The sequence below is a fragment of the Burkholderia territorii genome (genome assembly GCF_902833055.1).
GTDB classification, from domain to species: domain Bacteria; phylum Pseudomonadota; class Gammaproteobacteria; order Burkholderiales; family Burkholderiaceae; genus Burkholderia; species Burkholderia territorii.
This window is the reverse complement of sequence record NZ_CADFEJ010000019.1, coordinates 90,934-107,548: the sequence shown is the minus strand read 5'-3', so window position 1 is coordinate 107,548 and position 16,615 is coordinate 90,934. Positions and strand designations below refer to the sequence as shown.

General features: G+C 68.4%; 10 protein-coding genes. 5 read left to right on the top strand and 5 right to left on the bottom strand.

The window, feature by feature from the left end; all coding sequences use genetic code 11:
• Positions 1-6,625: autotransporter-associated beta strand repeat-containing protein (locus HW466_RS25695; RefSeq protein ID WP_176316110.1), on the bottom strand; the 6,625-nt coding region annotated here is incomplete at its 3' end.
• Between the two features lie 724 nt (positions 6,626-7,349).
• On the opposite strand from HW466_RS25695, the gene HW466_RS25690 reads away from it, so the two are divergent.
• Entirely contained in the window at positions 7,350-7,808 is a 459-nt protein-coding gene (locus HW466_RS25690; RefSeq protein WP_059451827.1) for a (2Fe-2S)-binding protein, read from the top strand.
• 21 nt (positions 7,809-7,829) lie between these two features.
• Complete coding sequence (locus HW466_RS25685) at positions 7,830-10,319, top strand: xanthine dehydrogenase family protein molybdopterin-binding subunit (RefSeq protein WP_151005305.1); 2,490 nt, start codon at positions 7,830-7,832, stop codon at positions 10,317-10,319.
• 132 nt (positions 10,320-10,451) lie between these two features.
• Here the strand turns inward: HW466_RS25685 and HW466_RS25680 are convergent, their stop codons facing one another.
• The 3 genes from HW466_RS25680 to HW466_RS25670 form a co-directional block, all read right to left on the bottom strand.
• The gene (locus HW466_RS25680; protein WP_151005303.1) at positions 10,452-11,636 is read right to left on the bottom strand and encodes a porin; all 1,185 of its coding nucleotides are present in this window, start codon (positions 11,634-11,636) and stop codon (positions 10,452-10,454) included.
• A 60-nt stretch (positions 11,637-11,696) separates the two neighbouring features.
• Positions 11,697-12,491 (bottom strand): ABC transporter substrate-binding protein, encoded by a 795-nt coding sequence (locus tag HW466_RS25675; RefSeq protein WP_059502428.1) that lies wholly within the window; start codon positions 12,489-12,491, stop codon positions 11,697-11,699.
• A 61-nt stretch (positions 12,492-12,552) separates the two neighbouring features.
• Complete coding sequence (locus HW466_RS25670) at positions 12,553-13,722, bottom strand: M20 aminoacylase family protein (RefSeq protein ID WP_060023567.1); 1,170 nt, start codon at positions 13,720-13,722, stop codon at positions 12,553-12,555.
• A gap of 136 nt (positions 13,723-13,858) precedes the next feature.
• On the opposite strand from HW466_RS25670, the gene HW466_RS25665 reads away from it, so the two are divergent.
• The 3 genes from HW466_RS25665 (at position 13,859) to HW466_RS25655 (ending at position 16,346) form a co-directional block, all read left to right on the top strand.
• Positions 13,859-14,821 (top strand): LysR substrate-binding domain-containing protein, encoded by a 963-nt coding sequence (locus HW466_RS25665; RefSeq protein WP_060023566.1) that lies wholly within the window; start codon positions 13,859-13,861, stop codon positions 14,819-14,821.
• Between the two features lie 81 nt (positions 14,822-14,902).
• Entirely contained in the window at positions 14,903-15,178 is a 276-nt protein-coding gene (frmR, locus tag HW466_RS25660; RefSeq protein WP_006753040.1) for a formaldehyde-responsive transcriptional repressor FrmR, read from the top strand.
• Between the two features lie 58 nt (positions 15,179-15,236).
• A complete protein-coding gene (locus HW466_RS25655; RefSeq protein WP_059502431.1) occupies positions 15,237-16,346 on the top strand; it encodes an S-(hydroxymethyl)glutathione dehydrogenase/class III alcohol dehydrogenase in 1,110 nt (369 codons plus the stop codon).
• Between the two features lie 8 nt (positions 16,347-16,354).
• Here the strand turns inward: HW466_RS25655 and HW466_RS32125 are convergent, their stop codons facing one another.
• Positions 16,355-16,483 carry a hypothetical protein gene (locus HW466_RS32125; protein ID WP_269142737.1) on the bottom strand — a complete coding sequence of 43 codons (129 nt, stop codon included), beginning with the start codon at positions 16,481-16,483 and terminating at the stop codon, positions 16,355-16,357.
• Positions 16,484-16,615 lie beyond the last annotated feature (132 nt).

Genomic DNA, 16,615 nt, shown 5'->3' with positions numbered 1-16,615 from the left:
CGACCGTCAGCGTCGAACCCGCGCCGAGATCGATCGCGTTGGTCAGCGTCGTGCCGGCCACGCTCGTACCGAGCGTGCCGCCCGCGCCGCTCGTGGTCAGCGCACCGGTGCCGAGTGCGGAGCCGTTGCCGGCCAGCAGCGTGCCGCCGCCCGTCAGGCTCGTGCCGCCCGTGTACGTGTTGTTGCCCGTCAACGTTTCCGTGCCGGTACCCGACAGCGTCAGGCTGCCGCCCGCGCCGGCAATCGTGCCGCCGTATGTGCCGCTGCCCGACCCGCCCAGCGTCAGGTTGTTGCCCCCAAGGTTCACCGTAGAACCCGCGACACCCGACAGCGTGCCGGTCGTCTGCGGCGTGGTCGCGCCGCTCACGTCGAAGGTCGCACCGGCACCGGCCAGATTCACCGGGCTGCTCGCCGACAGGCTGCCGCCTGCGCCGATCGCCAGCGTGCCGCTGTTGATCGTCGTCGCGCCGGTGTACGTATTGGTCCCGGTCAGCGTTTCCGTCCCCGTGCCCGACATCGTCAGCCCGCCCGTGCCGCCGATCGTGCCGGCATAACTGCCGTTGCCGGAGCCGGCCAGCGTCAGCGTGTTGCCGCCGAGATTCACGGTCGTGCCCGATACGCCGGACAGCATGCCGCTCGTTTGCGGCGAAGTCGCTGCACTGATGTCGAGCGTTGCGCCGGTACCCGCGAGATCGAGCGCGCTGCCCGACGACAGGCTGCCGCCCGCGCCGACCGCCAGCGTGCTGCCGCCGCCGATCGTCGTATTGCCGGTGTAGGTGTTCGTGCCGGTGAGCGTGGTCGTCGACGGGCCGCTGACCGACAGGCCGCCGCTGCCGGAGATCCCGCCGCCCAGGCCAATATCGTTCGCGCCACCCACCATCAGCGTCGATCCCGCGCCGAGATTCACGGCATTGCCGAGCGTCGTGCCCGCGACGTTCGTGCCGAGCGAGCCGCCGGTGCCGGTGACGTTCAGCGCGCCGGTACCCAGTGCGCCGCCGTTGCCGGCGATGAGCCCGCCGCCGCTGAGCGTTGTGCCGCCGTCGTACGTGTTCGTGCCGGTGAGCGTCGTCGTGCCGGTGCCAGTCTGCGCGAGGCTGCCGCTGCCGGAAATCGTGCCGCTCAGGCCGAGATCGTTCGCGCCGTTCAACCCGAGCGTCGCGCCCCCGCCGAGCGTGACCGCGTTGCCGAGCGTCGTGCCGTTCACGCTGGCGCTCAGCGTGCCGTTGCCGGTCACGTTCAGCGCGCCGGTACCGAGGGCGGTGTTGCTGCCGACGCTCAGTCCGCCGCTGTTCAGCGTCGTTCCGCCGCCGTACGTGTTCGCGCCGCCGAGCGTGGTCGTGCCGGTGCCCGATTGCACGATGCCGCCTGCACCGGAAATGATGCCGTTCAGGCCGAAGTCGAACGCGCCGCCGAGATTCAGCGCCGAACCGGGGCCGAGGTCGACCGCATTCGCGAGCAGCAGGTTCGCCGTACTCGCGCTGAGCGTGCCGCCCGCGCCGGTTACGCTGAGCGCGCCCGTGCCGAGCGCCGCGTTGTTGCCGACCGACAGGCCGCCGGCATTCAGCGTCGTGCCGCCCGTGTACGTGTTCGCACCGGTCAGTGCCGTCGTACCGCTGCCGGTTTGCGCGAGACTGCCGCCGCCCGAGACGATTCCACTCAGGCCGAGGTCGTTCGTGCCGCCAAGCATGAGCGTCGAGCCCGCGCCGAGATTCACTGCGTTGCCGAGCGTCGTGCCGGCGATGCTCGCGGCCAGCGAGCCGCCCGCGCCGCTCGTGGTCAGCGCGCCCGTGCCGAGCGCCGATCCATTGCCCGCGATCAGCGTGCCGCCACCCGTCAGGCTCGTGCCACCCGTGTACGTGTTCGCGCCGTTCAGCGTTTCGGTGCCCGTACCGGACAACGTCAGGCTGCCGCCTGCGCCGGCGATGGTGCCGTCGTACGTGCCGCTGCCCGTGCCGCCCAGTGTGAGGCTGTTGCCGCCGAGGTTCACCGTCGAACCGGCGACGCCCGACAGCGCGCCCGTCGTCTGCGGCAATGTCGCGCCGCTCAGGTCGAACGTCGCGCCCGCACCGGCAAGGTTGACCGCACCGTTCGCCGACAGGCTGCCGCCGCCGCCGATCGCCAGCGTGCCGCTGTTGATCGTCGTGCCGCCGGTATACGTGTTCGCGCCGGTCAGCGTCTCCGTGCCGGTTCCCGACATCGTCAGGCCGCCCGCGCCGCCAATCGTGCCGCCGAACGTGCCGCTGACCGAGCCTCCAAGCGTCAGCGTGTTGCCGCCCAGGTTCACCGCCGAGCCGGCTGCGCCGACCAGGCCGCCCGTCGACTGCGGCGACGTGGCCGCGCTCAGGTCGAGCGTCGCGCCCGCGCCGGCGAGATCGACGAGGCTGCCGCCCGACAGGCTGCCGCCCGCCCCGACCGCGAGCGTACTGCCATTGCCGATCGTCGTGCCGCCCGTGTACGTGCTCACGCCGGTCAGCGTCGTCGTCGACGGGCCGTTCACCGACAGATTGCCGCCGCCGGAAATCGCCCCGGCCAGACCCAGATCGTTCGCACCGCCAACCGTCAGCGTCGCGCCCGTGCCGAGATTCACCGCGTTGCCGAGCACCGTGCCGCCGACGCTCGTGCCGAGCGAGCCGCCCGCGCCCGCGACGTTCAGCACGCCCGTGCCGAGCGCCGAACCGTTGCCGGCGATCAGCCCGCCGCCGCTCAGCGTCGTACCGCCCGTGTACGTGTTCGCGCCGAGCAGCGTCGTCGTGCCGGTGCCGGTCTGCGCAACGCCGCCGTCGCCGGAGATCACGCCGCCCAGGCTCAGGTCGGCTGCGCCGTTCAGGCCGAGCGTTGCGCCTGCGCCGAGGTTCACGGCATTGCCGACGAGCGTGCCGCCCACGTTCGTCGCGAACGTGCCGCCTGCCCCCGTCACGTTCAGCGCGCCCGTACCCAGCGCCGAGCCGCTGCCGACGATCAGGCCGCCGGCGCTCAGCGTCGTGCCGCCCGTGTACGTGTTCGCGCCGAGCAGCGTCGTCGTGCCGGTGCCCGTCTGCGCGAGGCTGCCGTCTCCGGCGATCGTGCCGCTCAGGCCGAGATCGGTCGCACCGTTCAATCCGAGCGTGACGCCGGTACCGAGGTTCACGGCATTGCCGAGTGTCACGCCGGGCACGCTCGCGCCGAGCGATGCCGAGCCATTCACGTCGAGTGCGCCGGTGCCGAGCGCCGCGGCGCTGCCGACGAGCAGGCTGCCGCCCGTCAGCGCCGTGCCGCCGGCATACGTGTTGTTGCCGGTCAGCGCCTCCGTGCCGGTTCCGGCGAGCGTCAGCCCGCCCGCGCCGCCGATGTTGCCCGCGAAGACGCCGTTGCCGCTGCCGGCCAGCGTCAGGTTGTTCGCACCGAGATCGATCGTCGAACCCGCGACGCCCGACAGCGTGCCGATCGACTGCGGCGTGGTCGCGCCGGCGATATTGAACTGCGCGCCGGCGCCGGTCAGGTTCACCGGGCTCGACGCGGCAAGGCTGCCGCCCGCGCCGATCGCCAGCGTACCGCTACCGATCGTCGTGCCGCCGGTAAACGTCTCGGCCGCGGTGAGCGTCGTCGTGCCCGGGCCCGTCACCGACAGCCCGCCGGCACCCGAGATGATCCCGCCCAGCCCGATGTCGTTCGCATTCCCGACCGTCAGCGCCGCGCCTGCGTCGAGCTGGATCGCATTGCCGAGCACCGTGCCGGCGACAGTCGTGCCAAGCGAGCCGCCTGCGCCGGTCACGTTCAGCGCGCCCGTGCCGAGCGCACTGCCGGTGCCGGCAAGGAGCCCGCCGCCGCTCAACGTCGTGCCGCCGGTGTACGTATTCGCACCGAGCAGCGTCGTGATGCCCGCCCCCGTCTGCGCGAGGCCGCCGTCGCCGCTGATCACGCCGCCCAGCCCGAGATCGTTCGCGCCGCTCAACGAGAGCGTCGCGCCCGCGCCCAGGTTCACCGCGTTGCTCAACGTCGTGCCGCTCACGGCCGCGCCGAGTGCGCCGCCTGCGCCCGCGACGTTCAGCGCACCGGTGCCGAGTGCCGTATTGCTGCCGGCCAGCAGCGTGCCGGCGCTCAGCGTCGTACCGCCGCCGAAGGTGTTCGCGCCCGACAGCGTCGTCGTGCCCGTGCCGCTCAACACGAGGCCGCCGGTGCCGCCGATTGCGCCGCTCAGATCGAGAGCGTTCGCGCCGTTCAGCGTCAGCGACGCGCCGTTCAGGCCGATCGTGTTCGCCAGTGACGCGCCGGCGGCCAAATCCGTGCTCAGCGAACCGCCGAGGCCGCTCACGTTCAACGCGCCGCCGACACCGAGCGCGCTGCCGCCTTCGACGATCAGGCTGCCGCCGCCCGTCAGGCTCGCGCCGCCGGTAAACGTGTTCGCGCCGGACAGCGTCGTCGCGCCGGTGCCGCCAAGGGCGAGCGCGCCCGCGCCGGCAATCGTGCCGGACAGGCCGAGATCGGCCGCGCCGTTCAACCCGAGGGTCGCGCCGGCGCCAAGGTTCACCGCATTGCCGAGCACCGTGCCGCTCGCGTTCGTCGCGAGCGTGCCGCCCGTGCCGATCACGTTCAGCGCCCCCGTGCCCAATGCCGCGGCATTGCCGGCGACGAGCCCGCCGCTGCCGAGGGTCGTGCCGCCCGTAAACGTGTTCGCGCCGAGCAACGTGGTCGTGCCCGCGCCGATTTGCGCGAGACTGCCATTGCCGCCGATCGCGCCGCCGAGGCTCAGGTCGGCCGAGCCGTTCAGGCCCAGCGTTGCGCCCGCGCCAAGATTGACCGCATTGCCGAGCACCGTGCCGCTCGCGCTCGTCGCGAGCGTGCCGCCGGTACCGGATACGTTCAATGCCCCCGTGCCGAGCGCCGCGCCGTTGCCGGCGATCAGCCCGCCGCCGCTCAGCGCGGTGCCGCCCGAGAACGTGTTCGCGCCGAGCAGCGTCGTCGTGCCGGCACCGGATTGCGCGAGGCCGCCGCTCCCGCCGATCGCACCGCCCAGGCTCAGGGCGGCCGCGCCGTTCAGGCCGAGCGTGGCCCCTGCATCGAGATTCACCGCATTGCCGAGCAGCGTGCCGCCCACGTTCGTCGCCAGCGAGCCGCCCGCACCGGTCACATGCAGCGCGCCCGTGCCGAGCGCCGCGCCGCTCCCGGCGATCAGTCCGCCGCCGCTCAGCGTCGTGCCGCCCGAGAACGTGTTCGCGCCGAACAGCGTCGTCGTCCCCGTGCCGGTTTGCGCGAGGCCGCCATTGCCTGCGATCGCACCGCCCAGACCGAGGTTGGCCGAACCGTTCAGGCCTAGGGTGACGCCGGTGTCGATGTTCACCGCGTTGCCGAGCAGCGTGCCGCCGACGCTGGTGCCGAGCGTGCCGCCCGCGCCGCTCACGTTCAGCGCGCCCGTGCCGAGCGCCGTGGCGGTACCGGCGACGATTCCGCCGCCGCCCGTCAGATTCGTTCCGCCCGTGAACGAATTGGCGCCGTTCAGCGTCAGCGCGCCGGTGCCGCTCACGTTCAGCGGGCCGCTGCCGCCGATGGCACCCGACAATGCGAACCCGTTGGCACCGTCCACCGTCAGGCCGCCGGTCACCGTCACGTTGTTGAGCAGGTTCACGCCGGCCGTGCCGGCCTCGAGCGTGCCGCCACCGCCCACGATCGTGCCGATGCCCAGCGCACCGGCGCCATGGACGATCGCGGTGCCGCCGGTCAGCGACGCGTTCGTCGCGGTCGATGCGCCGGTGATGTCCCACGTGCCGCCCTGCACGGCGAGGTTGTTGAAATTGCCGTAGGTATCGACCGCGATGGCGCCGTTCGTCGCGCCGCCGGCGGCCGTGTTCAGCTGCAGGTTCAGCGTGTTGTTGCCGCCCAGCCCGGCGTCGACGCCAAGCCCGACCGACGACCCGGTCAGCGCATTGAACGTGTTCGACGTGCCGAGGGCCGCACCCAGCGACACATTGCCCGTGACGGTGCCGGCGTTCGTGAACGTATTGCCTGCGCCCGGCGTACCGCTGGGCGCGAGCGCCACCGAACCGTTGATCGTGCCGCCGCTCGCGTTGGTGAAGTTGACCTGCGCGCCGCCCGACGTGGTGACCACCTGCGCGGTGGGGCCAGCGCCGAAGCCGAGAATGCCCGTCGTGCCGATGGTGCCGGCGTTCGTGACGTTCGTCGTCCCGCCGATGCCGTTGTATACGGTCAATGCGGGGCCGTTGAGCAGCGAACTCGTCGAGCCCATCATCACGCCGGTGCTCGCGTTCGTGACGTTGACGGTACTCGCGGATGCGACATTGCCGACCACCGTGCCGTTGGACACGACGCTCAGCCCGCCGAGCGACGGATCGATCGTGCCGTTGTTCGTCAACGTCACGCCGCTACCCGTCAGCGACATGGCCGTGCCGCCCACCAATGGGAACACGGAAACGGTCGCGCCCTGGGCAACCGTCACGTTCAGGCTGTTCGTGCCGTTCGCATAGTTCGTGGTCGCACCGGTACAGGTGACGGTGGAGGTACCGCTGCACGCCGCCAGCGCGTCGGCGGGAATGACGCCCGCGCCGACCAGCGCAACCAGCATGCCGGTCGGGACGAGGAATTTCGGACGTGCTTCCGCGCGCTTTTTGTTCGAACCGATGCGCATACGCATAATCACACCTTCCCATAAAGAGAATCGACGACACCGAGCCATTCCTTTTGCACACTCGAATGCAAAGGAAAATACCTGAATGCGTTATTCGATTTTTTTGAAAAATATCCCCGCCGCCAATCCCGAACGAATTGCTGGATTAAAAACCGGCGAGAATCAATCAATGAGAATTATTTAATCGGCATTTTTTACTTTTCCGCCCTCGTTCGGTAATTTTTTCTCTAATTGGAATTCGCTGTCCCGCTCCAATCGGAATCGCCGCTGGTGCTTTCGCTTGCCACGCGTCTGTTTATCTGCATCGAACGGCATTCCGGCCTCAGTCGCCCGCCCGTCAGGGCGATCCTCCTGTATACGAACATCCAGTTCACTAACGGAACAATCTCGTTTCGATTGTTCCGCTGCGTGATGCATCAATAGCCGTCATTCGATCCATGCGCCTTCCCCGAATGATCGCGAGTCAAATATAGGCCCGACTCGCAAACGTTTTCCACGGACCGGCAAAGATCTTGTCAAAACTCAACAATCTTTCGCCAATATTTCATGATTCGTATGCGAGATGTAAATTTCATATTTTAACTAATTGACCCGGATCGTTAAAAAACGCAAAACATTCCGGTTTTAATCAGCTCGGCATTTCGTGAATCTGCTTTAATTGATTCAGATCCGCCGCATTGCGGTTTAGTCGTTGCCGGTAATAACGAGGTGTCCACGGGAGAACTTCACGATGGTGACGTTGAACATCAACAACCGGCCGGCGGAAGTCGACGCCGATCCGTCGACGCCGGTGCTCTGGGTGCTGCGCGACAACCTGGGGTTGACCGGCACCAAGTTCGGTTGCGGGACAGGAGACTGCGGCGCGTGCACCGTGCACGTCGATGGACGACCGGTGCGCAGCTGCACGCTGGCGCTGTCGTCGGTCGGAAACGCGCGCATCACGACGTCCGAACACCTCGCCGACGATGCAGTCGGCAAGGCCGTCCTCGACGCGTGGGTCCGGCACGACGTCGCGCAATGCGGCTACTGCCAGAGCGGCCAGATGATGAGCGCGGCCGGGCTGCTGCGCGGCAACAAGGCGCCGACCGATGCCGACATCGACAGCGCGATGGCCGGCAATCTGTGCCGTTGCGCCACTTACCAACGCATCCGTGCCGCGATTCACGATGCGGCCAGGGCGCTTGCCTGAGCCAGCCGGGAGACTACGAACATGCGCATTCGCACCGCCGGGCGCCCGGCACGCACCGACGCCCGCCACGCCGACGTCACGTCCGTCACCGGAGCCGCTGCTCCGAGGCCCGGCCGGCGCGGCTTCCTGAAGCTCACGATCGCTGCGAGCGGCTGTCTCGCACTCGGCGTCCCGCCGCTGCGTGCCCGTGCCGAAGCCGGCACCGCGCTTCGCACTTCGCCGCCTCAAGCATTCCTGATCATTGCACCGGACAATACCGTCACCGTCGCCGTCAACCGGAGCGAAGCCGGCCAGGGCGTGAGCACGGCACTACCGATGGCGCTGGCCGACGAACTCGACGCCGACTGGCGCAACGTGCGCACCGTGCTCGCGCCGGCCGGCGAGCCGTACAAGGATCCGGTGACCGGTATCCAGATGACGGGTGGTTCGACGTCGATCAACCATTCGTTCATGCAATACCGCGAACTCGGCGCATCCGCGCGCGCGATGCTCGTCGCGGCAGCCGCCCGGCGCTGGAACGTCGACCCGGCCACCTGCAGGACGCAGGACGGGATCGTGACGTCGGGCAGTCATCGCGCGACCTACGGCGAGCTTGCGCCGGACGCGATGGCGATGCCGGTGCCGCAGCACGTGCCGCTGAAGTCGCCCGACCAGTTCCGCCTCATCGGCAAGCCGACGCCACGCGTGGACGCGCGTGCGATGCTCGACGGCACGCTGAAGTACGGGATGGACTGGCGGCTGCCCGACATGATGGTGGCCGTGGTCGCGCGTCCGCCGCGCTTCGGCGGACAGGTCGCGAGCTACAACGCGGCGGCCGCGCGAGCCGTCAAGGGTGTCGTCGAGGTCGTCGAGATCCCGACCGATCGCGGCGGCACCGGCGTTGCGGTAATCGCAACCGGCTACTGGCCGGCCAAGCTCGGCCGCGACGCGCTGCAGGTCACGTGGAAGGACACCGGCTCGACCGTGTCGTCCGCCGAGCAGATGCAGGCGTACAGGCAGCTCGCCGGCACGCCGGGCACCGTCGTGCGCACGGCCGATACCGGCAACGCGCCGACGGCGGCGACACGCATCCGGAAGGACTACGAATTCCCGTATCTCGCACACGCGCCGATGGAGCCGCTCAGTTGCACGGTCGACGTCGGGCCGCCGAGCTGCGCGTGCGGCATCAAGATCTGGGGCGGCTCGTCGATGCAGACGACCGATCGCGCGGCGGTGGCGAAGGCGCTCGGCGTCGCACCGGAGAAGGTGCAGATCTTCACGATGACGTCGGGCGGCGACTACGGGCGGCGCTCGACGCCAACGTCGGACTACGTGGTCGAAGCGGCCCGCGTATCGGCCGCGTATCTCGCAGCCGGCCATCTGGGCCCGGTCAAGACGATCTGGTCGCGCGAAGACGACCTGCGCGGCGGCTACTACCGCCCGATGGTGCTGCATCGCGTCGACATCGGCGTCGACGGCAGCGGCGCGGTGACGGACTGGCAGCACGTCGTCGTCGGCCAGTCGATACTGAAAGGCTCGCCGCTCGAACGCACGACGATCCGCAAAGCCGGCACCGATCCCGACCTGACAGACGGCGTCGCGAACAGTCCGTACGGATTCCCGATGCAGGTGTCGGTCCATCAGCCGGATGTCGACGTGCCGGTCCAGTCATGGCGCTCGGCCGGCCATACGCATACGGCGTTCGTGATGGAGACGCTCGTCGACGAGCTCGCCCGCGCGGCGCGCCAAGACCCGGTCGCGTACAGGATGGCGCGGCTGTCCGGCCCGGAGCATGCGCGCCATCGCGACGCGCTCGCGCTCGCCGTCGACAAGTCGGGTTACGGCACGCGCACGCTGCCGGCCGGACACGCATGGGGTGTCGCGATGCACGAAACGGCCGGCACGGTCGTCGCGTATGTGACCGAGGTGTCGGTGGAAGCGCAAAGGCCGCGTGTGCACCGCGTGACGGCCGGCGTGCATGCCGGGCGCATCGTGAACCCGACCGGCGCCGAAGCGCAGATCCAGGGCGGTGCGCTGTTCGGCCTCGCGACGACGAAGCCGGGTTTCGCGATCGACGTCGACCACGGCGCGGTCCGCAACGCCGGCTTCGCCGACTATCCGCCGATACGGATGCAGGAGGCGGCGCCGGTGGACGTGTTCTTCGTGCCGTCGGACGCGCATCCGACCGGCCTGAGCGAAGCCGGCGTGCCGCCGATCGCGCCGGCGGTCGCGAACGGCGCATTCGTGCTGACCGGCGAACGGATGCGCGCGTTGCCGTTCGCGCCGATGCTGGTCGCATCGACGGCGCCCGCACTGCCAGCCGCCACCGCCGCGGACGACGATCCGTACGCCGATCTCCCGGCAGGCGGTTGCCGGATCCCGCGCAAGGCGAAGACGGCCGCGTTCAAGCCGAAGGTCGAACACAGCCAGGCCGGCGTCGGCCAGCCGAGCGCGGTGCCGAAATTCCTGCGGCCGAAACGCCGCGCCGGAATTCCGTGCATCGATGCATTGAAGAAAGGGACGATGACGTAACGCGCAAGCGACGGAACGGACCTGCCGGCGCTTGCGCAAGCCGGGCGCGACAGGTCCGTCGCGACCTTCGCCGGTTGCAAGGACGGGAAAGGCTGGCGGCGGCGGCGCGCCTGCCTCCCGAGTGCCTTCCGGTCAGAACTTGTGCCGGATCCCCGCATGCACCAGCAACTGCTTCGACGTCGACGACAGATCGGCCGCGCCCGGGACAAGCGCCTGGTCGAGCGACGAACCGGTCGCGTCGCCCGCGACCCGCTGGTATGCGCCCATCAGGTAGACGTCCGTGCGCTTCGACAGGTTGTAGTCGGCCATCAGCCCGATCGAATGGATCTTCGGCTTCGCGCTGCCCGTGCTCGCTTCATAGCGAACGGTCGTATACACATACTGCGCGCCCACGAATAACGCCGGCGTGAACTGGTATTTGCCGTTCACTTCGAAGTTCTGATATTTGATCGCCGTGAGAGTGCCGCCCGCGAGCGGCCCCGTGACGGGTTCGATCGTCTCGTCGCCGAACAGGTAGCCGACGTTCGCGGTCGGCCGCGTGACGTTGCTGTTCGTATATGCGAACCCGATCGTCGCGGGCCCTGCCGTGTAGTTGACGCCCGCGCCAAAGATCCGCAGCCGCGCGGACGCGAAGTTCGCATCCGCACCGACCGACCCCGGGCCCGCGACCGCGCCGCCGGCTGTCGCCCCCGGGTTGTCCGCATTCAGGAACGCCGCGCCGACGAGCAGGCCGCCCTGCTCGTACTGCGCGCCGACGCTCCACTGCCGGTTGTTCGCGAACCCGGTGTCGTTGCTGAAGCTGTACGTGCCGCCGAACGAGAAGCCGGCGAAATCCGGGCTCGCATACTTGACCGTGTTGTTCACGCGGAACGTGTTGCCCGTGTTGTCGTTGTCGAGCGGATGCGAGAACGGATAGGTGCCCCAACTGCCGTTCGCGGTGGTCGGCGCGAGATAGTCGACGACGGAGTCGTATTGCCGGCCGAGCGTGAGCGTGCCGAAGCGCGTGCTGCCGAGCCCGACGTAAGCCTGCCGCCCGAACATGCGGCCGCCCTGCGCCAGCGTACCGCTGTTCACGTTGAAGCCGCTCTCGATCTGGAACAGCGCGCTGTAGCCGCCGCCGAGATCCTCGGTGCCCTTCAGCCCCCAGCGGCTGCCCTGCGCAAAGCCGCTCGCCATCTGCCATGCGCCATGGCCACCGACGTTGTTCGTGTAGTCGATACCCGCGTCGATCAGCCCGTACAGCGTGACGCTGCTTTGCGCGAAGACCGGTGCAGCACAGAGTGCCGGCATCGCGACGAAAAACAATCTCCAGTTCATTCGTTTTCCTTATCGTTATGATGATCGCAACCCGCTCGAAGCGGTGCGTTGCAGCGCTGCTTACTTCGCGCCGTAGATGTCGAAGTCGAAGTACTTGCGGTTGATTCGCTGATACGTGCCGTTCGCGAGGATCGTCGCCAGCGCGCGGTTGAACGCGTCGCGCAGCTCGGTGTCCTGCTTGCGCAAACCGAGGCCGTCGCCCTGCCCGAAATACTTCGCATCGTCGATCGCCGCGCCGACGAACATGAAGTCCTTGCCCTGCGGCTTCTTCAGGAAGCCGTCGCTCGCCGCGATCGATGCCTGGAACGCCGCATCGAGCCGCCCGGTCACGAGATCGGCGTATACCTGATCCTGGTTCTGGTACGACTCGATCTGCACGCCGGCCGGCTGCCAGTTCGCGATCGCATAGTCGGCCTGCGCGGAACCCTGCTCGACGCCGACCCGCTTGCCCTTCAGCGACGCAGCCGTCGGCAGCAGCGGCGAACCCTTGCGCGCGATCAGCCGCGCGGGCGCATTCGAGATCCGGTTGGTGAACGCGATCTGCTGCATCCGCTTCGGCGTGATGGTCATCGACGATGCGATCACGTCGAACTTGCGCGCGAGCAGCCCGGGAATCATCCCGTCGAAACTCGACTCGACCCACACGCAGCGCGCATGCAGCTCCGCGCACAGCGCATTGGTGATGTCGATTCCGAATCCGGTCAGCGTGCCGTCTGGCTGCTTGTATTCGAGCGGCGGATACGTGGGATCGACCGCGAGACGAATCTCCTTGCCCGTCCAGTCGCCCGCGTGGGCGGCCCCTGCCATCGTCGTTGCCGTCAGCGCCGCCGCGAGCGCCGCCATCCACTGTTTCATTGCCTGTCTCCTTGTTTCCGTCGTTGAAGGTGAACCGAATCCGTGTATCCGTCTGCCCTGCTCATGCGAGATAGCGCTCCGCGAGCGCGATCCAGTAACTCGCGCCCGTCGCGAGACACGCATCGTTGAAATCGTAGCCGGGGTTGTGCAGCCCGCAGCTCGTCGCGCCGTCGCCGTTGCCGATCGACAGGTAGCTGCCCGGGCAGGCCTCGAGCATGAACGCGAAATCCTCGCTCGCCGCGATCGGCCGCAGGTGCGGAATCAGCGCGTCGTCGCCGCCCCATTCGCGCGCGACGTCGCGGGCAAACGCGGTTTGCGCTGCATGATTGACGAGCACCGGATAGCCGTAGCGATAGTCGATCTCGGCCGTCGCGCCGTAGCTGTCGGCCTGCCCGTGCACGATCGCGCGGATGCGCCGTTCGAGCAGCGCGCGCACCTCCGGCGACAACGCGCGCACGCTCAGTTCGAGATCGGCATGCGCGGGAATCACGTTCGAAGCCGTGCCCGCATGAATCGAGCCGGTCGTGACGATCGCCAGCTCCTGCGGATTCACGTTGCGCGACACGACGGTTTGCAACGCCATCACGATCGACGCGCAGACGACCACCGGATCGATCGTCGTGTGCGGCGCCGCGCCATGGCCGCCGCGCCCGGTCACGCGCACGCGCACCTCGTCGGCCGACGCCATCGCCGGGCCGTCGCAGAAGCCGAGCACGCCTGCCGGCAACCCGGGCACGTTGTGCATCGCGAATACGGCGTCGCACGGGAACTGCGCGAACAGCCCGTCGTCGAGCATCCGCTTCGCGCCGCCGAGCCCTTCCTCCGCCGGCTGGAAAATCAGGTTCAGCGTGCCGGCGAAGCGAGCGCGCTCGGCGAGACAGCGGGCCGCCGCGAGCAGCATCGCCGTATGGCCGTCGTGGCCGCACGCGTGCATCACCCCGTCGTGCCGGCTCGCGTGCGGCAGCCCGGTCGTCTCGCGGATCGGCAACGCATCCATGTCCGCGCGCAGCCCGAGCCGTTTGCCGGTGCCGCGCGTGAGCGTGCCGACCACCCCGGTGCCGCCGAGGCCGCGCGTGACCCGATAACCCCATGTTGTCAGGCAATCGGCGACGAGCTCGCTCGTCGCATGCTCCTCGAAACCGAGCTCCGGATGCGCGTGCAGCCGGTGGCGCAACGCGATCATCTCCGTCTCGATGGCCGCCATTTCTGGCGGAATACGTGCTCGATCCAACTCCGTTGCTCCTCGATGCGTGCCGGTTGCCGATCGCCGGAATGGCAGATCATGGCGTGATCGTAGGCAGCGAAAAAACCGGCGAACAGCCTCAGTTTCGTTATGATGACAACCTTTCGTTGTCGGGTATCGCACCATGAGCACGATCAAGCTGCATCAGTTGCAGGCCCTCGTCGCGAGCGCGGAGGCCGGGAGCATCCGCGGCGCGGCGCGCACGCTCGGGCTGTCGCAGGCGGCGGTCACCCGCGCGCTGCGCGAGCTGGAGGCCAGCGAGCGCCTGCCGTTGCTGGTGCGCGCGCCGGAAGGCATCGGCTTCACGGAATACGGGAAAACCTTGCTCACGCACGCGAAGCTCGTGCTCAAGCAGCTCGAGCATGCGCAAAGCGATCTCGAACGGATGCGCGGGCGCATCGAAGGGCGGCTGAGCGTCGGCGTCACGCCGTGGCTCACGATGACGTTCCTCGCGGAAACCGTGCTGCGGTTTCGCGAGCGGATGCCCGACGTGCGCCTCGAACTGTACGAAGCACTGATGGCCGTCGCACAGCCTCTGCTGCGCGACGGCAGCATGGACTTCGCGCTCGGCCACGTGCAGGCCGGCAGCGGTGCGCAGGAATTCGCATTCGAGCCGCTGCTGCGCTACGAGACGTCGGTGATGGTGCGCGCCGGGCATCCGCGCGAACGCGCGAAGTCGGTGCACGATCTGCTCGAATGCGACTGGGTACTGAATTCGTCGGCCGACGGCCAGGCCGCGCTCGTCGATTATCTGTTTACGCGGCACGGCGCGCAGATCGATGAACGGCGCATCGTACGCGCGCAGTCGGTCGCGATGCTGCAGACGATGCTCGAACAGGCCGGCATGTGCACGTGGTGCCCGACGATCCTCGCGGCGGTGCCGTCGTTCGGCGAGCGGATGCGCGTGCTGTCGCTCACCGAAACCTTCGACCCGAGCGAGCTCGGCATCGTCACGCGCCGCAGCAGCACGCTGAGCGACGCCGCGCGCTGCTTCATCGACTGCCTGCTGCAGGTGATCCGGCGGCATGCGCGGTCGGCGCGCAACGAGGATCTCGCACTGTTCCGCACGCTCACGCTGCTGATCTGACGCGTGACGGGCAGCCCTCCCGTATACCTCCGCGCCACATTGCTCTATACTGCCCCCCAGTATCCGGAACCCACAGATCCCATGCCGCATTCCCCCGAAGAAAAGAAACGCGTGCTGACCCGCGTGCGCCGTGTTCGCGGGCAGCTGAATGCGCTCGAGCAGGCGCTCGAGGAGGGGGCGGATTGTGGCCCGATACTTCAGCAACTGGCTGCCATCCGCGGCGCGATCAACGGCGTGATGGCCGGCGTGCTCGAAAGCCATTTGCGCGAGGAATTCACCCAGCTCGCGGACGCCCCGCGGCCCTCGTCCGGATCGATCGACGATATCGTGACGCTCGTCCGGTCCTACTTGCGCTGACCGGTCCAGGTTCGTCGACGTCCGATCCATTCGATGATTCTTTTTTGACAGGATTGCCATGAAATCACGTGCCGCAGTTGCGTTCGAGGCGGGTAAGCCGCTCCAGATCGTCGAAATCGACGTCGAACCGCCCCGCAAGGGCGAAGTGCTCGTCAAGATCACCCACACCGGCGTCTGTCACACGGATGCCTTCACGTTGTCGGGCGACGATCCGGAAGGCCTCTTTCCGGCCGTGCTGGGTCATGAAGGCGCCGGCATCGTCGTGGAAGTCGGCGAAGGCGTGACCAGCGTGAAGCCCGGCGACCACGTCATTCCGCTGTACACCGCCGAATGCGGCGAGTGCCTGTTCTGCAAGAGCGGCAAGACCAATCTGTGCGTGTCGGTGCGCGCCACCCAGGGCAAGGGCGTGATGCCCGACGGCACCACGCGTTTCAGCTACAACGGCCAGCCGATCCATCATTACATGGGCTGCTCGACGTTCAGCGAATACACGGTCGTCGCCGAAGTCTCCCTTGCGAAGATCAACCCGGACGCGAATCCGGAGCAGGTCTGCCTGCTGGGTTGCGGCGTCACGACCGGCCTCGGCGCGGTGAAGAACACCGCGAAGGTACAGGAAGGCGACACGGTGGCCGTGTTCGGTCTCGGCGGCATCGGCCTCGCGGTGATTCAGGGCGCCAAGCTCGCGAAGGCCGGCCGCATCATCGCGATCGACACCAACCCGGGCAAGTTCGACCTCGCGCGCGTGTTCGGCGCAACCGACTGCGTCAATCCGAAGGACCACGAAAAGCCCATCCAGCAGGTGATCGTCGAGATGACCGGCTGGGGCGTCGACCACAGCTTCGAGTGCATCGGCAACGTCAACGTGATGCGCGCGGCGCTCGAATGCGCGCACCGCGGCTGGGGCCAGTCCGTCATCATCGGCGTCGCGGGCGCCGGCCAGGAAATCTCCACGCGACCGTTCCAGCTCGTCACCGGTCGCCGCTGGCTGGGTACGGCGTTCGGCGGCGTGAAGGGCCGCTCCGAACTGCCGGGCATGGTCGAGGACGCGATGGCCGGCAAGATCCAGCTGGCACCGTTCGTCACGCACACGAAGCCGCTCACCGAGATCAACGAAGCGTTCGACCTGATGCACGAAGGCAAGTCCATCCGGACCGTCGTGCATTTCTGAAACACGCGTCACGAGACCGGCTGCGGCAGCCGGTCTCGCTGCGCGATGCCGCCGGCAAGCAGCAACGCTTGCCGGCGCGACACATTCTTCGCCCTCTCCTTCGTCGAACCGGCAACGGTCGACGTCACGTCATTCATGCTGGCACCGCAACGCGGGAACCGACAGTGCGCGTCACGCGATGCAGTGGCATCGTCTGCGTTCATGACATCCGTCAAGGCAGCGCCGCGCCCCTGTGCCAGACTTTCAACAACGAGCCTGCGTGGTCGCCG

What these genes read in the sequence shown, in the direction of transcription:
- HW466_RS25675 (WP_059502428.1), bottom strand. Translation starts at nt 12,491, where the DNA reads ATGAAACAGTGGATGGCGGCGCTCGCGGCGGCGCTGACGGCAACGACG.
- frmR (WP_006753040.1), top strand. Translation starts at nt 14,903, where the DNA reads ATGCCGCATTCCCCCGAAGAAAAGAAACGCGTGCTGACCCGCGTGCGC.
- HW466_RS25655 (WP_059502431.1), top strand. Translation starts at nt 15,237, where the DNA reads ATGAAATCACGTGCCGCAGTTGCGTTCGAGGCGGGTAAGCCGCTCCAG.
- HW466_RS25690 (WP_059451827.1), top strand. Translation starts at nt 7,350, where the DNA reads ATGGTGACGTTGAACATCAACAACCGGCCGGCGGAAGTCGACGCCGAT.
- HW466_RS25665 (WP_060023566.1), top strand. Translation starts at nt 13,859, where the DNA reads ATGAGCACGATCAAGCTGCATCAGTTGCAGGCCCTCGTCGCGAGCGCG.
- HW466_RS32125 (WP_269142737.1), bottom strand. Translation starts at nt 16,483, where the DNA reads ATGAATGACGTGACGTCGACCGTTGCCGGTTCGACGAAGGAGAGGGCG.
- HW466_RS25685 (WP_151005305.1), top strand. Translation starts at nt 7,830, where the DNA reads ATGCGCATTCGCACCGCCGGGCGCCCGGCACGCACCGACGCCCGCCAC.
- HW466_RS25680 (WP_151005303.1), bottom strand. Translation starts at nt 11,636, where the DNA reads ATGAACTGGAGATTGTTTTTCGTCGCGATGCCGGCACTCTGTGCTGCA.